Annotated in this window: 19 protein-coding genes and 1 riboswitch; of the genes, 11 read left to right on the top strand and 8 right to left on the bottom strand. The window is 71.2% G+C overall.

The genetic code is table 11. The annotated features are described in order from the left end of the window. The first annotated feature begins 129 nt into the window (after nucleotides 1–129). Nucleotides 130–924, top strand: coding sequence for a class II aldolase/adducin family protein (locus ABZ915_RS27825; protein WP_361809103.1), 795 nt, complete (start codon nucleotides 130–132; stop codon nucleotides 922–924). Here ABZ915_RS27825 and ABZ915_RS27820 read toward each other — a convergent pair. Then, nucleotides 917–1,807: a DUF4429 domain-containing protein gene (locus tag ABZ915_RS27820; RefSeq protein WP_361808751.1), complete on the bottom strand. Its 891-nt coding sequence runs from the start codon at nucleotides 1,805–1,807 to the stop codon at nucleotides 917–919. The genes ABZ915_RS27825 and ABZ915_RS27820 overlap by 8 nt on opposite strands. 219 nt (nucleotides 1,808–2,026) lie before the next feature. Between ABZ915_RS27820 and ABZ915_RS27815 the strand changes: the two genes are divergently transcribed. Both ABZ915_RS27815 and ABZ915_RS27810 read left to right on the top strand, forming a co-directional pair. Then, entirely contained in the window at nucleotides 2,027–3,304 is a 1,278-nt protein-coding gene (locus ABZ915_RS27815; RefSeq protein ID WP_361808748.1) for a hypothetical protein, read from the top strand. A 201-nt stretch (nucleotides 3,305–3,505) separates the two neighbouring features. Further along, on the top strand, nucleotides 3,506–4,039 hold the full coding sequence (locus tag ABZ915_RS27810) for a DoxX family protein (protein ID WP_361808745.1): 534 nt from the start codon (nucleotides 3,506–3,508) through the stop codon (nucleotides 4,037–4,039). Here ABZ915_RS27810 and ABZ915_RS27805 read toward each other — a convergent pair. Both ABZ915_RS27805 and ABZ915_RS27800 read right to left on the bottom strand, forming a co-directional pair. Beyond that, nucleotides 4,036–4,269 (bottom strand): hypothetical protein, encoded by a 234-nt coding sequence (locus ABZ915_RS27805; protein WP_361808742.1) that lies wholly within the window; start codon nucleotides 4,267–4,269, stop codon nucleotides 4,036–4,038. The genes ABZ915_RS27810 and ABZ915_RS27805 overlap by 4 nt on opposite strands. After that, nucleotides 4,256–5,629, bottom strand: a complete 1,374-nt coding sequence (locus ABZ915_RS27800) for a PspC domain-containing protein (RefSeq protein WP_361808739.1) — start codon at nucleotides 5,627–5,629, stop codon at nucleotides 4,256–4,258. Before ABZ915_RS27800 ends, ABZ915_RS27805 begins: the two co-directional genes overlap by 14 nt. A gap of 178 nt (nucleotides 5,630–5,807) precedes the next feature. Here ABZ915_RS27800 and ABZ915_RS27795 point away from each other — a divergent pair, with 178 nt between their 5' ends. Continuing rightward, a complete protein-coding gene (locus ABZ915_RS27795; protein ID WP_361808736.1) occupies nucleotides 5,808–7,100 on the top strand; it encodes a PspC domain-containing protein in 1,293 nt (430 codons plus the stop codon). Continuing rightward, the gene (locus ABZ915_RS27790; protein WP_361808733.1) at nucleotides 7,097–7,804 is read left to right on the top strand and encodes a response regulator transcription factor; all 708 of its coding nucleotides are present in this window, start codon (nucleotides 7,097–7,099) and stop codon (nucleotides 7,802–7,804) included. The genes ABZ915_RS27795 and ABZ915_RS27790 overlap by 4 nt, the downstream gene beginning before the upstream one ends. Before the next feature lie 27 nt (nucleotides 7,805–7,831). Here ABZ915_RS27790 and ABZ915_RS27785 read toward each other — a convergent pair whose 3' ends face one another. Next, the gene (locus ABZ915_RS27785; protein WP_361808730.1) at nucleotides 7,832–8,689 is read right to left on the bottom strand and encodes a hypothetical protein; all 858 of its coding nucleotides are present in this window, start codon (nucleotides 8,687–8,689) and stop codon (nucleotides 7,832–7,834) included. A gap of 173 nt (nucleotides 8,690–8,862) precedes the next feature. Between ABZ915_RS27785 and ABZ915_RS27780 the strand changes: the two genes are divergently transcribed. Both ABZ915_RS27780 and ABZ915_RS27775 read left to right on the top strand, forming a co-directional pair. Next, nucleotides 8,863–10,104 (top strand): histidine kinase, encoded by a 1,242-nt coding sequence (locus ABZ915_RS27780; protein WP_361808727.1) that lies wholly within the window; start codon nucleotides 8,863–8,865, stop codon nucleotides 10,102–10,104. Next, nucleotides 10,092–10,742 (top strand): response regulator transcription factor, encoded by a 651-nt coding sequence (locus ABZ915_RS27775; protein ID WP_361808724.1) that lies wholly within the window; start codon nucleotides 10,092–10,094, stop codon nucleotides 10,740–10,742. Before ABZ915_RS27780 ends, ABZ915_RS27775 begins: the two co-directional genes overlap by 13 nt. Here ABZ915_RS27775 and ABZ915_RS27770 read toward each other — a convergent pair. After that, entirely contained in the window at nucleotides 10,739–11,179 is a 441-nt protein-coding gene (locus ABZ915_RS27770) for an ATP-binding protein (RefSeq protein ID WP_361808722.1), read from the bottom strand. The two genes, ABZ915_RS27775 and ABZ915_RS27770, sit on opposite strands and share 4 nt — an antisense overlap. A 131-nt stretch (nucleotides 11,180–11,310) precedes the next feature. On the opposite strand from ABZ915_RS27770, the gene ABZ915_RS27765 reads away from it, so the two are divergent. Both ABZ915_RS27765 and ABZ915_RS27760 read left to right on the top strand, forming a co-directional pair. Beyond that, nucleotides 11,311–12,123 carry a helix-turn-helix transcriptional regulator gene (locus tag ABZ915_RS27765; protein ID WP_361808719.1) on the top strand — a complete coding sequence of 271 codons (813 nt, stop codon included), beginning with the start codon at nucleotides 11,311–11,313 and terminating at the stop codon, nucleotides 12,121–12,123. Between the two features lie 2 nt (nucleotides 12,124–12,125). Further along, nucleotides 12,126–12,326, top strand: coding sequence for a DUF397 domain-containing protein (locus ABZ915_RS27760; RefSeq protein ID WP_361808716.1), 201 nt, complete (start codon nucleotides 12,126–12,128; stop codon nucleotides 12,324–12,326). On the opposite strand, the gene ABZ915_RS27755 is transcribed toward ABZ915_RS27760, so the two are convergent. Next, on the bottom strand, nucleotides 12,310–13,320 hold the full coding sequence (locus ABZ915_RS27755; RefSeq protein WP_361809100.1) for an NlpC/P60 family protein: 1,011 nt from the start codon (nucleotides 13,318–13,320) through the stop codon (nucleotides 12,310–12,312). The two genes, ABZ915_RS27760 and ABZ915_RS27755, sit on opposite strands and share 17 nt — an antisense overlap. 367 nt (nucleotides 13,321–13,687) lie before the next feature. Here ABZ915_RS27755 and ABZ915_RS27750 point away from each other — a divergent pair, with 367 nt between their 5' ends. Further along, nucleotides 13,688–14,041: a hypothetical protein gene (locus ABZ915_RS27750; protein ID WP_361808713.1), complete on the top strand. Its 354-nt coding sequence runs from the start codon at nucleotides 13,688–13,690 to the stop codon at nucleotides 14,039–14,041. On the opposite strand, the gene ABZ915_RS27745 is transcribed toward ABZ915_RS27750, so the two are convergent. Both ABZ915_RS27745 and ABZ915_RS27740 read right to left on the bottom strand, forming a co-directional pair. Beyond that, complete coding sequence (locus tag ABZ915_RS27745; RefSeq protein ID WP_361808710.1) at nucleotides 14,019–14,975, bottom strand: tellurite resistance/C4-dicarboxylate transporter family protein; 957 nt, start codon at nucleotides 14,973–14,975, stop codon at nucleotides 14,019–14,021. The two genes, ABZ915_RS27750 and ABZ915_RS27745, sit on opposite strands and share 23 nt — an antisense overlap. 26 nt (nucleotides 14,976–15,001) lie before the next feature. Further along, nucleotides 15,002–16,195, bottom strand: a complete 1,194-nt coding sequence (locus ABZ915_RS27740) for an NlpC/P60 family protein (protein ID WP_361808707.1) — start codon at nucleotides 16,193–16,195, stop codon at nucleotides 15,002–15,004. 7 nt (nucleotides 16,196–16,202) lie between these two features. Next, a riboswitch (cyclic di-AMP (ydaO/yuaA leader) is annotated at nucleotides 16,203–16,380 on the bottom strand. A 228-nt stretch (nucleotides 16,381–16,608) separates the two neighbouring features. Here ABZ915_RS27740 and pcrA point away from each other — a divergent pair. After that, nucleotides 16,609–19,098: a DNA helicase PcrA gene (gene pcrA / locus ABZ915_RS27735; protein WP_361808704.1), complete on the top strand. Its 2,490-nt coding sequence runs from the start codon at nucleotides 16,609–16,611 to the stop codon at nucleotides 19,096–19,098. Nucleotides 19,099–19,146: the final 48 nt, after the last annotated feature.

The raw sequence follows: 19,146 nt of genomic DNA, 5'->3' as shown, positions 1-19,146 counted from the left end.
GTTCCGTCGATACCAGACGTCTTCTGTCGGAATTCGAGCCTGTGCGCCATCTTTACAGAACAGCTCTGCCCTTTTGCGCTGACCGGGGGTAACTTCCGGCGCGTGAGCAATCCCAGTGCCGCAGGCTCCCTGCACGGGCCCACCCCGCCCCCGCCGCTGCCCACCGACCAGCTGCGGTTCGCCATGCCGCCGAAGTTCGACTCGGTCGACGACGAACGCCGACACCGGAAGGAGCGGCTCGCGGGCGCCCTGCGGATCTTCGGGCGGTCCGGCTTCGAGGACGGGGTGTCGGGGCACATCACCGCACGCGACCCGGAGTACACCGACTGCTTCTGGGTGAACCCCTTCGGGATGCCCTTCAGGCACGTCACCGTCAGCGACCTGGTCATGGCCAACCAGGACGGTCAGGTGATCGAGGGCCGCTACCACGTCAACCAGGCCGCGTTCACCGTGCACGCCCAGGTGCACGCCGCCCGCCCGGACGTCGTCGCGGTCGCCCACTGCCACTCGGTGCACGGCCGGGCCCTGTCCGCGCTCGGCGACCTGCTCGACCCGATCACCCAGGAGAGCTGCGCCTTCTACGAGGACCACGCCCTCTACAACACCTACACGGGCGTCGCCGTGGACGCCGACGAGGGCCGCCGGATCGCGACCGCGCTCGGCAGCCACAAGGCGCTGGTGCTGCGCAACCACGGGCTGCTGACCGTCGGCGACTCGGTGGACGCGGCGGCCTGGTGGTTCCTGTCCATGGAGCGGTCCTGCCAGGTGCAGCTGATGGCGAAGGCGGCGGGCCGGCCGCTGCTCATCGACCACAAGCTCGCGGTGGCCACCCGTGAGCAGCTCGGCGGCGACCTGGTCGGCTGGATCAACTACCAGCCGCTGTGGCAGGACATCAGCCGCAGCGAACCCGACCTGCTCAGCTGAAGCCCCGCAGCACCGCCGCCTTGGTCATCGCGAACTCCTCGTCCGTCAGCACCCCGTCCCGGTGCAGCTCGCCCAACTCCCTGAGACGGCGCAGCAGCACGTCGTGCTGATCGGCCGGCGCCGGTACGGCCGCCCCCGCCCCCGGCCACCCGTCGGTGTGCTCACCGCCGCCGCGGGTGGAGGGGTGCGGCAGGCGTGCGGTGACGGCGGCCGCGACCAGCGCGGTGAGCAGGTCACGCCGGACGTTTCCCCACAGGTCGAGGGTGTACGGGTCGCGCTCGGGCGGCAGCTTGGAGTACGCCGTCTCGCGGGTGACGAACCGCAGGAAGCCGTCCTCGTACCCCGAGTTCGGCAGCCACTCGACCTGGGCCAGGTCGCCGACGCCGATGATCCGCGGCCCCGTGGCCCGCTTGACCCGGTCGGAGGTGTCCGCCCAGTCGATACGGACCTGGCTGCCGTCGAAGGAGACCGTGCCGTCGGAGGACCGCACCGACACCGGCACCGGCGGCCCCGCCAGCAGATACGTCGTGGTGGGCTCCTTGGGGATCTGGTCCAGCAGCAGGGCGTGCCGGATCTCCTCGGCCACGTACTCCGCCACCCCGGAACGGTCCGCGTCCACGGTCAGCCGGTAGGGGTCCGCCGTGTCCGGCAGCCGTCCGCCCGTCGCGTGCAGCAGCGGGTCGGCGCCCTCGCGCAGCCGCATGCGCAGCCTGCCGCGCTTGCGCTCCGGTTCGTAGACGACGCCCGAGACGGCTTCCAGGGGCACCGTGATCTCCCCGTAGGTCTGCCGGAACAGCGGCACGGAGCGGTGGAGTCCCGGCGTGATCCGGACCGTGCTGCCGTCGAAGGCCCAGGTCCCGTCGCGCTGGATGATCTCGGCCATATCGGAATTCTCGCAGCAGGGTCAACAGTGCAGGACCCGCTTCACCCGCGGTGACCACACCTGCCGGGCAGGGAGGGCGTGGTGTAGGGCACAATGCGTCGTCGCAGGGGTCGCAGGGGAGTTCCACGGCGACGGCGGGGCCCGCGGAAGACGGTGCCGGCCGTGCCGGCCGTGCCGGGGTCGTGGTTCGTGGGGTCGTGGGGAAGGCGGGCATCGGGCGTGGCGGTGCAGGAGGCGAGACAGGGTGCGGACACGGGCGTCCACGCGGGCGGCTGCGCCTGCGGGGACTGTCCGGTCGGGGCGCGCGAGGGGCACCGTCGGGCGGTCGCGGAATTCCGGCTGAAACGGGACGAGTTCGCGGCCGGACAGGGCCTGCCGGTGGCCGTGGCCCACTCCGCGTCGGCGTCCCGGCAGTGGGTCTCCGAGGAGTTGACGCAGTCCGCCGAGGTGGTCGCCGAGCGCGGCCGGGTGGAGGGCGAGGCCTGGCTGGCCCGGCTGTGGGTGCGTACCGCGTGCGCGGTGTGGGCGGCCGTCTTCGCGCTGCTGCTGACCCAGTCGCTGACCGCGACCGGCACGGGCTGGACGAGCGCCCGCACCGCCGGACTGCTCGCCGCGCTGGTGACGGCCGGTGCGCTGACCGCCGCGTCCTGGTTCCACCGGGCGCGCGGCGGGGCGCTGGCCCCCGTCGTCGGCGAGGACAACCGGCTGTCCACCTCCCGTACCGTGGCCGCGGTCTGGGTGCTGTTCGTCGCCTACGCGGTACTGGTCCTGGCCGGCCGGCTGGCCGCCGCCTCCGGGCACGCCGAACGCGACGCGCTGATCTCCGGCCTCGATCTCGCGCGCGGGGCGGGCGTGGTGACCGTGCTCGCCGTGGTCTGCGGGATCGCGATGCTGGTCCGGCGGGTGGTCGGGACCCGGGTCACGGGGCAGCGGCTCCAGAAGGTGCGCGCCCATCGGCCGAGGGCGGCCGATCTGCTCACCGACGACGCCGGGCGGGGCACCTTCGCCGACATCCAGTACGTCGTGATCAGCGCCGTCGCCCTGCTGTTCGCCGCCGTCCGGCTCGCCCGGCGCCCCGACCAGTTGCCCGACCTGCCCTGGGGGCTGGCGGTGGTGATGCTGGTGTCGGCGGCCACCTATGTGGCGGGCAAGTACGCCGAGGGCGGCCGTCCGGTGATCCACTCCGTGGTCCGCGCCCGCGAGGCCGGCGACCTGGACGGGCCGATCCGCACCGGCGACGACATCGAGATCCGCGGCACCGGCTTCGTCCCGCCCGGCGCCCAGACCGCCGACCGCCTCTCCCGCATGGTCGTCCGCATCGGCGCGGTCAACGTCCACGTCCCCCTGATCCCGGTCACCGGCGGCTTCAGCAACCCCACGGACACCGTGCTGACCGTCCCCGTGCCGGCCGAGGTCGAGCCCGGATCGGTGGAGATCCAGGTGGTGACGGCGGTCGGGGTGGCGACCAACCGGTGCGTGGTCGAGGTGACCGAGTGACCCGGCTGTGCGGCCTTGCCCTCGCCGCTGCCGTCGGGCCTCCCGTACGGCAGATACGGGCATACATCTGACTCGTCCGGCTCATCCGACACTCCGCAGAAATTCGGAAAAACGTACGGCGCAGGATTGAGCAGCGCCGACTTGTCGTACGTATCGTCTTGTTGAGGGTGTCGGCACGTCGGGTGAGAGGTGGCTAGAGCGATGACTCACGGCATGCGCATGGACACGCAAAGTTCCTATCGTCACGGCGGGGGCCGGGACTGGCGGGATGCCGCTGCCCACTACGCGCTCCTTCCGCTGCGCGTCTTCCTCGGCGTGACCTTCATCTACGCCGGGCTCGACAAACTCACCGACAGTGCCTTCATGAAGTCCGGCGGCGCCGGCTCGATCGGCGACACCATGCGCTCGGTCCGGGATTCCTCGGCCATCCCGGCCCTGGTCGACCTGGCCCTGAAGAACCCCGTCGGCTTCGGCTACGCCATCGCCTTCGGCGAGCTGGCCGTCGGCATCGGCGCCCTGCTCGGCCTGCTCACCCGCCTGGCCGCACTCGGCGGCGCGCTGATCTCGCTCAGCCTGTGGCTGACGGTGAGCTGGGCCTCCGACCCCTACTACTACGGCAACGACCTCGCCTACCTGATGGCCTGGCTGCCCCTCGTCCTCGCCGGCGCACCGTACCTCTCCCTGGACGCGGCCCTGCGCACGAGGCGAGGACCACGGACGGACGATTTCCGCTAGGGGCGGATCTGCGCCGTGTCCGGCGTGCTGACCCGGCCGCGACGTCTGCGTATCGCCCGGGTCAGCGTGCCCACCGCGCCCGCCAGGCACAGGCCGCCGACGACCACGGGTATGCCCGCGAACCACGGGGCGTCCCAGGCGTCGCCCGCGTCGCCGGCGTAGATCGCGCCCGCGATGGTGAGGAAGAGACCGGCGACCAGCTTCCCCGGCTGGAACTCATGACGCAGCACGGGTGACCTCCACCTGTCCCACACCGACCTGGAGGTCGAGGTCGAGCGTGCCGGTGTTCTTGACGCCCGGCTTCGGCGACAGCGTCACGTCCTTGTGCCTGTCCGGCTTCACGTCCACGTCCTTCCTGTCCTCCCCAGGCAACCGGATGTCGCCCACACCCACGTCGATGCTCATTTTCACGGTCACGCCCGCCGGCGCGATCACCTTCAGTTGCCCCGCGCCGACCTCGGCCTCCGTCTTCAGCGTCTGCCCCTTGCCGGGCCGTACCCGGCTCAGGTCCAGGGTGCCGACGCCCGTGCCGAGGTCGTACGCGGGCCGCAGGTCACTCGCGGCGGCGGGCGTCCACGACGTGCGTATCCAGTGTGTGGTGATGTTCTTGGGCAGCACCGCCGTGCCGACCAGCAGCGCCGCCGTCACCATCGCCAGGAACACCGACCCTGCCCCGGTCCGCCCCAGGAAGGAGCTGACCGCGATACCGAGTCCGAAGACGACCAGCGCGCAGGCCAGGCCGGTCTGGAGGCTGGTGGCGAGCGGATGCTCCTCCCACGTCGCGCCGGTGCCCAGGCCCCCGGCCAGCAGAGCCAGCAGGAAGACCCAGCCGCCTATCCAGCGGGGGCCGCGCGGCCTGGCGGGCGGGGCGTGCCGGGCGCGTGTGCCGTCGTAGGCGAGCCAGGAGTCGCCGCGGGCGACGTAGACCCCCGCCGCGACATCGCGGTCGCGTGCCTCACCGGGGCCCCACAGATAGCCGGTGCCGCCGACGTGCGTGCCGTCCTTGACGATCGGATCGCGCCACCACGACGGGTAGGAGACGGCGACCGGCGGGGCCTGGGCCTCCGGAGGGGCGTCGGCGACGGCCTGCGCGGCCAGCGGATCGGGATCGGGGGCGTCGCGCCGCTGCGACCAGTACCCGGCGCCGGCCACGAGCAGGGAGAGGACCACGGCGAAGGTGAGCACCCCGCCGTTCCTCAGCATGGTCAGGAAGACCCCGCACCCGACCAGGGCGAAAAGCACGGCCGCCAGCGCCTGTCCGTCCACCCGGCCGGTCAGCAGCTTGCGGACCTCGTTCTCCTCGTCGTCCTCGTACGGCACGAAGAGCCAGGCGAAGCCGTAGAAGATGAGCCCGATCCCGCCGGACGCGGCCAGCACCGCGAGCGTGATCCGGAAGATCACGGGATCCATGTCGGTATGGCGCCCGAGCCCCGCGCACACGCCCGAGATCATCTTGTGCCGCCGGTCCCGCCGGAACCTCCGGGGAGCCTCGGTCGCGGCGGGCGCGGCATCCGTCGGCCCGGCGCCCCGGCTGGGGCTCGGGCCGGGGCCGGGTCCCGGACCCGTCGCGGCGATGTGGTGTTCCGTCATGCGTCCATGGTGACGGCCCGGCCGCCGCGGCGGCAGTCGGTATGACCCTGGGCGAACCCTGATATCCGCCCTGAGACGGAGCCCGTGACGTGTTCGACGTACAGATTTCCGAAGATCAGGGCTGTTTCGGGGCTGGACCCTGATGCCCCGCTGCTCCGGCCGTGTGACCATCGTTGGCATGCCGGAAGCCGCAGCAGTGCCCCACGACGACCCGCGGCCCCTGCGCAAGCTCTACCGCAGCAGCGACGGCCGCTGGCTCGGTGGCGTGGCGCGGGGCCTCGCCGGGCATCTCGGGCTGCCCGTGATCTGGGTGCGGCTCGTCTTCGCGGGCCTGTTCCTGGCCGACGGCCTCGGCGGCCTGCTGTACGCGGCGTTCTGGTTCTTCGTCCCGCTCGGTGTCGGAGGCGTCGGCGACCAGCGGCCGCCGTCCCTGGTCGGTACGGAGACCGCGCCGGACGGCCGGCGCCGGCTCGTCGCCCGCAGACCGGACCGGGGACAGATCGTCGCCCTGCTCCTCATGGTCGTCGTGGCCGTGGTCTTCGTGGGCAGCGTCAACCTCGGCAGCGCGGCCAAGGCGTATCTCATCCCCGCCGTCCTGGTCGGCGCGGGTGTCGCCCTCGTCTGGCGCCAGGCGGACAACGCCCGCCGGGCCCGCTGGGTGGAGGTCGGCAGACGCCGCCGCACCCTCACACTCCTGCGCGCGGTCGCCGGCGTCCTGCTCGTCACCGCCGGTGTCTCCGGCATGTTCGTGCTCCAGGGCTCCGCGGCCCACCTCGGCTCCGTCCTCCAGGCCGCCCTCGCGGTCCTCGTCGGCATCACGCTGCTCGCCGGTCCTTACCTCGTCCGCATGACGCAGGACCTCTCCGAGGAGCGCCTGATGCGCATCCGCGCCCAGGAACGCGCCGAGGTCGCCGCACACGTCCACGACTCCGTGCTGCACACCCTGACCCTGATCCAGCGCAACGCGGAGAACGCGGGCGAGGTGCGCCGCCTGGCCCGCGCCCAGGAGCGCGACCTGCGCGCCTGGCTCTACAAGCCCGAGGGCAACGGCAAGGACGAGGCCGACGAACCGGCCACCCTCGCCGAGGCGGTGAAGCGCAACGCCGCCGAGGTGGAGGACAAGCACGGCGTCCCCATCGAGGTCGTCGTGGTCGGCGACTGCCCGCTCGACGAACGGATCGGCCCGCAGATGCAGGCCGCGCGCGAAGCGATGGTGAACGCCGCCAAGTACGGTGGCGAGGGCGGCGCCGTGCAGGTCTACGCCGAAGTCGAGGGCAGGACGGTCTTCGTGTCCGTCCGCGACCGCGGCCCCGGCTTCGACCTCGACTCGATACCCGCCGACCGCATGGGTGTCAGAGAATCGATCATCGGCCGCATGGAGCGCAACGGCGGCACGGCCCGGCTGCGGGCGGTGCCGGACGGCGGCACGGAGGTCGAGCTGGAGATGGAGAGGGCGGAGAAGACGTCATGAGCGACGCGACCGAGGCGAACGGCACGGCGGGGGCGACGGGTGAGCGCCGGGTGCGCGTGGTCCTCGTCGACGACCACCGTATGTTCCGTACGGGAGTCCAGGCCGAGATCGGCCGGACCGAGGAGACCGGCGTCGAGGTCGTCGGCGAGGCCGCCGACGTCGACCAGGCGGTCACGGTGATCACCGCGACCCGGCCCGAGGTGGTCCTCCTCGACGTCCACCTCCCCGGCGGCGGCGGGGTCGAAGTGCTGCGCCGCTGCGCCGCGTTGATGTCCGACGCCGAGCAGCCGGTCCGCTTCCTCGCGCTGTCCGTCTCGGACGCGGCCGAGGACGTGATCGGCGTGATCCGCGGCGGTGCCCGCGGCTACGTCACCAAGACGATCACCGGCACGGACCTGGTCGACTCCGTCTTCCGTGTCCAGGAGGGCGACGCGGTCTTCTCCCCGCGGCTGGCCGGCTTCGTCCTGGACGCCTTCGCCTCCACCGACGCCCCACCGGTCGACGAGGACCTCGACCGCCTCACCCAGCGCGAGCGCGAGGTACTCCGGCTGATCGCACGCGGCTACGCCTACAAGGAGATCGCCAAGCAGCTCTTCATCTCCGTCAAGACGGTCGAGTCCCATGTGTCGGCGGTCCTGAGGAAGCTCCAGCTGTCCAACCGGCATGAACTGACCCGCTGGGCTACGGCGCGCCGGCTGGTGTGAGCGTCCCGTTGCCCCGAGGAGCGGGAGTCAGCGTGGGCGGAAGAGATAGGCGAGGTTGAGCACCACCAGCCCAGCCCAGGAGACCAGCACCGTGATCCCACCGGAAGTGAAGATCGTCGCGACGGTGCCGAGGACCAGCGAGGCGAGTACGACCCCGAGCTCCGCCCTGCGGTCGCGGGCCACAGCCCGCTGGAGGGGGCCGGGCTCCGCCAGCCGCTCGGCGTACAACTCGTCGAACGACGCGGCGACATGATCGTCGATCCGGTCCCCGAGCCGTTCGACGAACAGGTCCACGATGGTGTTCTCGCTGTCGCCTTCCGGGGTCTCGGCGCGCTTGGGGTGCTCGGCCGGTGCCGGGGGCTGCTGGGGCATGGTGGTCTCCTCCTGTGGTGTGGGCGGGGGTAATCCGGGGCGGTAGGGAGCGGTGGCCAGCACGACGCACAAGGCCGCCATCGGCAGTTCCGCGACGGCGGCCATCGCGATCGCTGCGGTGAGCTCGGCCCCGGGGGCTGCGGTGACGACGTCGAACCAGGCGTCGACGACCAGCAGTGCGCCCGTCGACGCCGCGGTGAGCGAGCGCCGAGGATCCCGGCGCAGCAGCAGTACCCCGGTGGCGACCAGCCCCACGGCCTCCAGCGCATCCAGCCCGACCCATGCGGCCGACCAGTGAGGGACGCTGGTTGTGGCGGGCAGCGAGACCGCCAGCACCAGCAGCCAGGGCAGCATCGCGATGCCGCACCCGATCAACGCGATGCCGGGCCACCGCGTCCTGCTACTCCTCCCTTGCTCACGCAGGCCGGCGGTGCGCGGGAAGAGGATCACGTCCGCGATGCCGGCGGCCGGCGCGTGCGCAGCGCCGCGGACCGCCGAATCGACAAGGGCCATGGGGATGCGTCTCCTCCTGATGCCGGCTGTGTGCCTTACAGGGACAAGCCTTCCTGCGGTGCGGGCCCGGGTCGGTAACGCGAAGGTCCGACTTGGGGGTGGCACCAGCTTCACCATCGATCCGGAAGCACGGTGCATGGCATGTCCATAACCTGGCGCTTTACCGTCGAGCCATGAGGACTTCCCGGACGCTGCGACGCGCGTCTCTTCGAGCGCGGCGGGACACCGGTTTCGTGGCGGCCGGGATTCCACTGCACCTTGCTCTGGTGCCGCTGTGGAGCTGGGGCGTGACGAGCGTCGTGGAGGCGAACGCGTGGGCCGTGGTCCCGATACCGTTCGCGCTGTTCCTCGTCGTCGCCCCGACGCTCACCGTTGTGCAGAGAATCCGTTACCGATCGCTACTCGGCGTGGAGGTCCTCCGGCTGACACCGACGCCGGAACGATGGCTGCCGAGGCGGGCCCTGCGGTGGCTGTCCTCCCCCCAGACCTGGCGGCAGGCCGGATACCACCTCCTGCTCGGGCCGTTCCTGGCGGTGCTGGAACTGCTGGTGCTCGCGGTGTGGGCCGCAGGCGTGGCGGGCGCGACCGTCTACGCGTGGGCCTGGGCGCTGCCGCTAGAGGTACGTCTGACCGAGTTCGCCTATACGACGCAGGCGCTGTACTACACCGTCGGCGGCGTCGTGCTGCTGTGCGGCGCGCCCTGGCTGGCCGGTGCGACGGCCCGGTCCGAGACCCGACTCGCGCTCGCGCTGCTCGGGCCCAGCCGGAGCCAGCGGCTTCAGCAGCGGGTCGAGCACCTGGCCGAAAGCCGCACCGATCTGATCGAAGCCGTCGACACCGAGCGCCGCCGCATCGAGCGCGATCTGCACGACGGCACCCAGCAGCGCCTGGTCTCCCTCGCGGTCAATCTGGGACTGGCCAAGGCCACCCTCACCGACCTGCCGGACGATGCCCGCACCGTGATCGACGAGGCGCACCGGGAGGCGAAGGAGGCCATCGCCGAACTCAACGACCTCGTGCGCGGGTTGCACCCCGCGGTCCTCGAAGACCGCGGGCTGGACGCGGCGTTGTCCGGCCTGGCCGCCCGGGTACCGTTGCCGGTGCGCCTACGAGTCGACATCGAAGAGCGGGCGGCGCCCACCGTGGAGTCGGTCGCCTACTTCGTGGTCTCCGAGGCGTTGACCAATGTCACCAAGCACGCCCGCGCCACGAGCGCGGAGGTGACCGTGAAACGGATCGGGAAGGTGCTGCGCGTGAACGTCACCGACGACGGGATCGGCGGCGCCGACGCCTCCGCCGGCAGTGGGCTGAGCGGACTGGCCAAACGCGTCGGCTCCGTCGACGGATCGTTCCGCGTCAGCAGCCCCGCCGGGGGCCCGACCACCATCGCCGTGGAGCTGCCGTGCGAGCCGTGATCGCCGAGGACTCGGTGCTGCTGCGTGTCGGGCTCGTCAAGGTGCTCGAGATGGCCGGCTTCGAGATCGCGGCCGACGTGGACGACGCGGACGCCCTGTTGACCGCCGTCGAGCAGCACCGGCCCGAACTCGCCCTGGTCGACGTCCGGATGCCACCGGGCTTCACCGACGAGGGGGTGCGCGCCGCGTTGGTGATCCGTCGCCAATGGCCCGGAACGGCGGTGGTTCTGCTCTCGCAGTACGTGGAGGAGCGGTACGCGGCCGATCTGCTGACCGCCAACACCAGCGGAGTCGGCTACCTGCTCAAGCAACGCGTCGCCGAGGTAGAGGAGTTCATCGCCGCGGTGCGGCGCGTGACGGACGGCGGCACGGCGCTGGACCCCGAGGTCGTCGCCCAGTTACTGCTGCGCCGCCACAGCGACCCATTGGAGCGGCTGACACCGCGTGAACGGGAGGTGCTGGCGCTGATGGCCGAAGGGCGCTCCAACGCCGGGATCGCCGAGGCCCTGGTGGTCAGCGACAGCGCGGTCGCCAAGCACATCAACAACATCTTCGCCAAACTCGACCTGCCCACCGCCGACGCCGACCACCGGCGCGTCCTCGCGGTGCTGAGATTCCTCGGCGCGTCCCCGGCCTAACAGCCCGGACCGGTGGCGAGTTCGAACCACACCTCCTTGCCGATGCCGCACTCCCTGCCCGCTGCGCCCCAGTCGTCCGCCAGCGCCGCCACCAGCGCGAGGCCCCGGCCCGACTCGTCGTCCGGGGAGGCCGTGCCCGGGGATGGGAGGGTTGCGCTCGCGTCCGTCACCGTGACGCGGAGGCGGTCCTCCGTGACCGCGCAGCGGGCCCCGATCTCGCGGCCGGCCGGGACCTTCGCATGGCGGTACGCGTTCGTCATCAGCTCGCTCAGGAGGAGTTCCGCCGTGTCCGTCACGTCCTGCGGGAGCCCCCAGGACGCCGCCTGTTCGCGGAACAGCGCGCGTGCCCTGCCCGCGCTTCGGGCATGACGCGGCAGCCGCCACTCGATGTCCTTCGGGGCGGCCGTCGTGGGCAGTGGGGGCCACGGGGTGTGCATGCGCTGTTCATCCCTTGCGTGGAAGTTCTGACGTTGTGCCAGATCACGCTCCTGGGGCGCGCGTAATCTCACGAGTAACCGTGCGGGTACAGAGGGTGGTGGTACCTGTCGTGGACCCGGTGGAGGTGTGCGTGACGACCGAGGTGAACTCCCAACCGCCGACCGCGTGGCGGTACTGCGGCAGCCAGATCAAGCTGTGGCGCGCGGAGGCCGGCATCGGCCGGGAGGCGCTGGCCAAGGAGGCCGGTTACGACTACGAGTACGTCAAGTCGATGGAGAACGGCCGCCGCCGGCCCACACTGCGGTTGTTGCAGATCGCGGATCAGGTGTGCGGGGCGGGCGGGAAGCTCGTCGCGGCGCAGGAGTACCTGAAGCCGGAACCGTTCCCGGCGCGGTCGCAGGAGTTCATGGTCCTTGAGGCAGAGGCGATCGCCGTCTCGTGGTACGAGCCTCTGCTGATTCCGGGCTTGTTGCAGACAGAGGCGTACGCGCGGGCGCTGATCGGCGACAGCTCACCGCCTCTTGATGACGAGACGGTCCACGAACGCGTGGCTGCCAGGCTTCGCAGGGCCGACGCGCTGCGGCGCAAGGTCGGGGTGATGTACGGGTTCGTGATCTACGAGGCAGCCCTCCGCACGTGTGTGGGTGGGACAGAGGTGATGGGTGAGCAGTTCCGGCACCTGTTGGAAGTAGGTGAGCTCCGTAACGTGTCGATCCAGGTCCTGCCCTTTGGGCGCTGTAGCGGTGTTGCCCTCAACGGCAGCATCGTTCTGTTGGAGACGCCTGAGCACGAGCACTATGGGTACATCGAGGCGCCGGAGGTCAGCGTTCTGCATGCCAGCCCCAGCAAGGTGAGTGCGCTGACTCAGGCTCATGCAATGATCCGCATGCACTGCCTCAGCGTGGAAGAGTCGGCCACGTTCATCAGAAAGGTGGCGGAGTAAAAATGAGCGAACCCTTGGCCTGGTACAAGTCCAGCTACAGCGACAGCCAAGGCGGCGCCTGCCTCGAAGTCGCCCCCTGCCCCCACACCGTCCACGTCCGGGACTCGAAACTCGGCCCCGACAGCCCCCGGTTCACGGTCGCCGGACAGGCCTGGGCCGCGTTCGTCGCGTACGCCCCAACCGTCCTCACGCCACCCGCGTAGCCCCCGCGAACGGCATCTCGTCGATCGGGGCCAGCCTTACCGGGGCCGACGGGTTGGGGGCGTGGATCATCTGGCCGTTGCCCACGTAGATGCCGACGTGGCTGATGCCGGAGTAGAAGAACACCAGGTCTCCGGGGGCGAGTTCGGAGCGGGAGACGCGGCGGCCCGCGTTGATCTGGGCGTAGGTCGTGCGGGGCAGGGAGATGCCGGCGGAGCGGTAGGCCGCCTGGGCGAGGCCCGAGCAGTCGAAGGCGTGGGGGCCGGTCGCGCCCCATACGTAGGGGCTGCCGAGTTTCTGGTAGGCGTACGCGACGGCCGCCGCGGCGCGTGAGTTCGGGGCCGTCGGAATGGCCTCGTCTGCGGCCGGAGGGGCCGGCGTGCGGTCCCGCGCGGGCAGTTGGGACAGCAGCCGCCGCGCCTCGGCCAGCTTCCCGGTGACGGTCTTCTTCTGCCGCTCCAGCTCCGCCTGCCTGGACCTGAGCGAGGTCAGCTCGACGTGGGCGGCGCCCCGCAGCTGCTCGATCTCCCGCAGGCGCTTCCGTACCCGCGCCACGGCGTGCGCCTGCCGGTCGCCGGCGCGTTCGGCGAACGCGGCCCCGTCCAGGTACTGGTCGGGGTCGTCGGACAGCATCAGCTGTAGCGCCGGATCGATGCCGCCGGCCCGGTACTGCGCCGTGGCGACGGAACCGAGCGCGTCACGGGCGGAGTTCAGCTTCTCCTGCTTGCGGGCGGCCTGGTCCCGCAGCGTGTTCAGCCGCCGCTGGGCCGTGTCCGCCTGCTCCTGGACGCCGTTGTACTTCTCGGTGGCGACCTCCGCCTCCTGGTACAGCTTGTCGACCTTGGCCCTGACCTCGGCCGGTGTCAGCTGCGGCGCGGCGTGCCCGGTCCCGTCGAAGCCCGTCGCGGTCGCCGCGCCCGCCAGGGCGATGGTGGCCGCCGTGCGGGCGGTGTTGCCGCTGAGCGGGCGCTGTCTTGGCTTGCGGTGCGCTGCCACCTGGACCGTCATGTCCTCTCGTACGACCGCCGTGGGGAGCGGTTTACGCGTCCGGCGGCGGCCCGCACAGGGGGAACGGGCCGCCGCCGGACCTTCTTGGCGGTGGTGTCCGACTGCCGCCCCTGGCCCGGGCGGCGTTGGGGAGCCGGTCACCTGGAGGAGGACGCTAGGCCCCACAGTGACGGCTTTGTAACGCAATGTACGCAACTGACCTCACAGGGTCGCCAGATGTCCGTACCTGACCGCGCTCCCGGCCCACAGTCGCCGACTTCGGGCAGCGCACTGACCGATGCGGCGGTTTCCCGGGTGTGCGCCGGCCATGGGGTGCTATGGGGCGCATATATGCGGCCCATTAGGCTCCGACCTCATGGACGTACTCATCCATCTCTTCGTCGGCCTGCACATCGTCGGCATCGCCGCGCTCCTCGGCGGCTTCCTGACCCAGATGAAGGCGATGGGACGCGGCGAGGCCCGCTTCGTCCCGGCCATGCTGCACGGCGCCTTCACCATGCTGGCGACCGGCGTGATCCTGGTCGGGCTGAACGAGGCCGACGACCACCACGTCAACACCATCAAGATCGGTGTGAAGCTGGCCCTGCTGATCGTGATCCTCGGGCTGGTCTACGTGAAGCGGGACGAGGAGCGGGTCGACAAGAACCTCTTCGGGCTGGTCGGCCTGCTGACCACGGCGAACATCTTCATCGCCGTGCTGTGGACCTGACCGCGCCCACGGCGACCACGAGCCACGCCGCCACCGAGATCCACACCAGCACCACCCCGGGCCCCCGCAGCCACGGGACCCCGAGGGCGGTGCCGACCGACAGCGTGCCCGCCGCGGTCATGCCCATCGGGAACACCGTCGACCAGCGGCGCACGTCGTAGCCCGGACGTGGCCGCACCGCCTCCGTGACCAGCAGGGCGGCGTACCAGGCCCAGTCCAGCACGAGCAGCGCGACCGTCACGGCGCGCAGGACGCCCTGGTCGTCGCGGCTCCACAGGTACAGGGGCGTGTCGTCGGCGGAGACCAGGCGCGCCCCGGCCAGCGCCGACACGGCGAGCGCGCCGCCGCCGATCCACTGGTCCCCGGCACCCTCCAGCAGCTGCCGCGGATCGAACCGGGCCAGGGCCAACCCGTAGAACACCAGTCCCAGCCAGAACAGCACGAGCGCGGTGTGCGCGAGCCACGCCGTGGCCGTCGCCGCGGCCAGCACGGCACCCAGCGCGGCGATCGACTCCGTGGCCACACAGCCCAGGAACACCGCCCCCGGCATACGCCGCTCCCACCGCCGAACGACGAGGACGAGCAGCACGGGCCAGAGCACGACCGCCGGCGCGAGCAGCGCCTCGGCCAGGACCGGCCGGCCCAGCAGTGAGAACCGGGTGCCCAGCACCGCCGTGGCGGCCACCGCGGTGAGCGCGCTCGGCGTCTCCGCCTCCGCCGCCCACCGCTCCCGCTCGCGCAGCAGCCGCAGGGTGAAACCGGCCGCGAACCCCAGCCAGGCGGCGCAGGCCAGCCCCAGGGCGACCCGGGACAGCACCTCGTGACCGATCAGCTGCAACCCCACCGACACGATCCCGGTCGCCATGACAGCGGCACCGGCCGCCGGTGAACGCCGAGCCCACCAGACGCGTATAGGTGAGTAGGGGCCGGGCATGAGCCCGATGCTAGGGCCCCGCCGGCTCAGGCCGGACGCACCACGCTGTGGATGATCGATTCGCCGCCGTAGTAGATCGACTCCTCACGGACGTAGGCGCCGGGCTTGGGGGCGTGGATCATCATGCCGTTGCCGATGTAGACGCCGACGTGGCTCACATCGTCGTAGAAGAAGACCAGATCACCGGGCTGGGCGTTGGCGAGGGAGACCGTGGTGCCGGCATTGACCTGGTCGTAGGTGGTGCGTGGCAGGCTGACGCCGGCGGCTCTCCAGGCGGCCTGGGTGAGGCCGGAGCAGTCGTAGGAGCCGGGGCCGGTGGCGCCCCAGACGTACGGCTTGCCGATCTGCGCGCGGGCGAACGCGATCGCCTTCGCGGCCTTGGCGGAGGACGAGGAGGTCGGCGTGGACGGCGAGGTCGACGTGGACGAGCCCGACGAGGAACCCGTCGAGGTCGACGTGTCCGACGAGCCGCTGTTCTGCTGCTGTGCCTTCGCCTGCGCGGCTGCCTGCGCCGCCGCCTGCTCCTTCGCGAGCTCCGCCGCCTTGCGCGCGGCCTCCTCCTGCTTCTGCTTCTCGATCGCCGCGAGCCGCGCCTTCTCCTGCGCCGTCAGCGTGGACAGCAGCTCACGCGCGGTGGAGAGCTTCTTCTGGACGGTCGACTTGGCGGCCTGGAGGTCGTGCTGGGAGTCGGTCAGCGTCTCGAGGCTCTGGGTGGCCTCCTGACGCTTCTTCATGGTCGCGGACTGCTCGGTGACGTAGTCGTCGACCGCGCCCTTCTCCCGCTTGGTCAGCCGGCTCATCAGCTGGGTCTGGTCGAAGTAGTCCTGCGGGGTGTCCGCGAGCAGGAAGGTGGCGGTGTCGGGGGCGGCGGCCCCGGTCCGGTACTGGGCCGCGGCGAACGAACCCAGCTTCTCGCGCGCCTTGTTCAGCTTCTCCGTGCGCTTGGCCACTTCGTCGAGGAGGGTGTCGACTCGCCGGCGCTGCTTGCCGGTCGTCTCCTTGGCCGCGTTGTACTTCTCGGTCGCCGACCCCGCCTGCCGGTACAGGTCGTCGACCTTCTTCTCGACCTCTTCCATGCTCGGCTTGTTGTCGGTGGAGGGGGTCGAGGGGGTGGCGTTGGCCGTCTGGGAGAGCAGGGCGACGGAGGTGAGGGCGGCGGTGGCGAGGGCGGGCTTGCGTATGCCTGCCCCACCCGAGGGGCGCTTGCGGTGCGACGCCAAGGGAGGCGACTCCTTCCAATGCTCCGCCTACCGGGTTAGCTGTCGGGTTCGGGCGGGTGGTTCGGAAGGGTTGCCCTACGGCCGTCGTCCCCGGTGGGGAGGGCGGGCCGATTCACCCCAAGGTCTCGGTGGGTCCCCGGCTCCGGCTGCCGTAAGGGGCGCACCGGACTCGGCGGAGGCCGCGCGGCCCGGCGAGGTTCGCCGGTGGGGGTCGAGCGGCCTGGCCGAACGCTAGCCAACTCGTGTGACTCATGTGAAGGTTGGTGCACTATATGTCCGATACATTTTCGTGACACGGGACACGCGTGTCGCTCTTGTGACCATGCGGTTCCGCAGGGTGAGGGGATCGTCCGCCGGCCAAGTTCCGAGGGTGGCGGCCGGTTGTCGGTGGGGCGCCCTAGACTCGGAGAGCGATGAGCAGCCTCTTTGACGACAGCTTCCTGGCGGACCTCCAGACCCCTCGTGGGCACGAGGAGGAACCCCCGCCGCCGCCCGAGGACGATCACGCTCCGGAGCCGGTTCCGGACGATCTGTTCGGCGGGAAGTTCGATGTGCCACCGGACCGGGACGGGTACTACCGTGACGGCGCCCCACGCCCGGCGATCGACGCCGCCGCGCTCCTGGACGGGCTGAACGAGAACCAGCGCGCGGCCGTCGTCCACGCCGGCTCCCCGCTGCTCATCGTGGCCGGCGCCGGTTCCGGCAAGACCCGCGTGCTCACCCACCGCATCGCCCACCTGCTCGGCGAGCGAGGCGTCCACCCCGGCCAGATCCTCGCGATCACCTTCACCAACAAGGCCGCCGGCGAGATGAAGGAGCGCGTCGAGCAGCTCGTCGGCCCGCGCGCGAACGCGATGTGGGTGATGACCTTCCACAGCGCGTGCGTGCGCATCCTGCGCCGGGAGAGCAAGAGGCTCGGCTTCACGTCGTCGTTCTCGATCTACGACGCCGCCGACTCCAAGCGGCTGATGGCCCTGGTCTGCCGCGACCTGGAGCTCGATCCCAAGCGCTTCCCGCCGAAGTCCTTCAGCGCCAAGATCTCCAACCTGAAGAACGAGCTGATCGACGAGGAGGACTTCGCCGCCCAGGCCGCCGACGGCTTCGAGAAGACCCTCGCCCAGGCCTACGCCCTGTACCAGTCGCGGCTGCGCGAGGCCAACGCGCTCGACTTCGACGACCTGATCATGACGACGGTCAACCTGCTCCGCGCCTTCCCGGACGTCGCCGAGCACTACCGCCGCCGCTTCCGTCACGTCCTGGTCGACGAGTACCAGGACACCAACCACGCCCAGTACGCCCTCGTGCGGGAGCTCGTCGGCACCTCCGAGCATCCGGCGCACCCGGCGGACGTGCCGCCCGGCCCGGACGACCTGACGCCCGCCGAGCTGTGCGTGGTCGGTGACGCCGACCAGTCGATCTACGCCTTCCGCGGCGCGACCATCCGCAACATCCTCCAGTTCGAGGAGGACTACCCGGACGCGACGACGATCCTGCTGGAGCAGAACTACCGCTCCACCCAGACGATCCTCTCCGCGGCCAACGCGGTCATCGAGCGCAACGAGTCCCGCCGCCCCAAGAACCTGTGGACCAACGCGGGCGCGGGCGCGCAGATCACCGGCTATGTCGCCGACACCGAGCACGACGAGGCGCAGTTCGTCGCCGACGAGATAGACCGCCTCACGGACGCGGGCGAGGCGAAGGCCTCGGACGTCGCCGTCTTCTACCGCACCAACGCCCAGTCCCGTGTCTTCGAAGAGGTCTTCATCCGCGTCGGCCTGCCCTACAAGGTCGTCGGCGGTGTCCGCTTCTACGAGCGCAAGGAGGTCCGGGACGTCCTGGCCTACCTGCGCGTCCTCGCCAACCCCGAGGACTCGGTCCCGCTGCGCCGCATCCTGAACGTGCCCAAGCGCGGCATCGGTGAGCGCGCGGAGGCGATGATCGACGCCCTCGCCCAGCGGGAGAAGGTCAGCTTCCCGCAGGCGCTGAAGCGGGTCGACGAGGCGTACGGCATGGCGGCGCGGTCGACGAACGCGGTCAAGCGGTTCAACGTGCTCATGGAGGAGCTCCGTACGATCGTCGAGTCCGGCGCGGGCCCGGCCACCGTCCTGGAAGCCATACTCGAACGCACCGGATACCTGGCCGAGTTGCAGGCCTCCACCGACCCGCAGGACGAGACCCGCATCGAGAACCTCCAGGAACTCGCGGCAGTGGCGCTGGAGTTCGAGCAGGAGCGCGGTGAGGGCGAGTCGGTGGGTCTGTCCGACTTCCTGGAGCAGGTCGCGCTGGTCGCCGACTCCGACCAGATCCCGGACGAGGAGGACGGCGACGGCGTCATCACGCTGATGACCCTGCACACCGCCAAGGGTCTGGAGTTCCCGGTGGTCTTCCTCACCGGCATGGAGGACGGCGTCTTCCCGCACATGCGTGCCCTCGGCCAGACCAAGGAGCTGGAGGAGGAGCGGCGCCTGGCGTACGTCGGCATCACGCGCGCGCGGGAGCGGCTGTATCTGACCCGGTCGGCTCTGCGCAGCGCGTGGGGCCAGCCCTCGTACAACCCGCCCTCCCGCTTCCTGGAGGAGATCCCGCCCGCCCATGTGGAGTGGAAGCGGAAGGGAGGGGCGGCGCCGATGCCCTCCGGACCGGCGTCCGGGGTGGCGGCCTCGCTGTCCTCCACCCGCTCGCGCTCCTCGGCGTCGGGCGCCTCGGGCTTCGCCACCCGCAGGAGCTCGGAGAAGCCGGTGGTGGCGCTGGCCGTCGGGGACCGGGTGACGCACGACCAGTTCGGGCTCGGCACGGTCGTCGGGGTGAAGGGCACGGGCGCGAACGCCGAGGCGACGATCGACTTCGGCGACACCAAGCCCAAGCGGCTGCTGCTGCGGTACGCGCCGGTGGAGAAGCTGTAGGGATGTAGGGAGAAGCCGTAGGAGGCGCGGGGCGCCGGGGTTCCGGGG

Origin of the sequence: Streptomyces sp. NPDC046915 (assembly GCF_040644935.1) — a bacterium.
Classification (GTDB): Bacteria; Actinomycetota; Actinomycetes; order Streptomycetales; family Streptomycetaceae; genus Streptomyces.
Note: the sequence above shows the minus strand (reverse complement) of the source record. Positions and strands in the feature narration are given on the sequence as shown.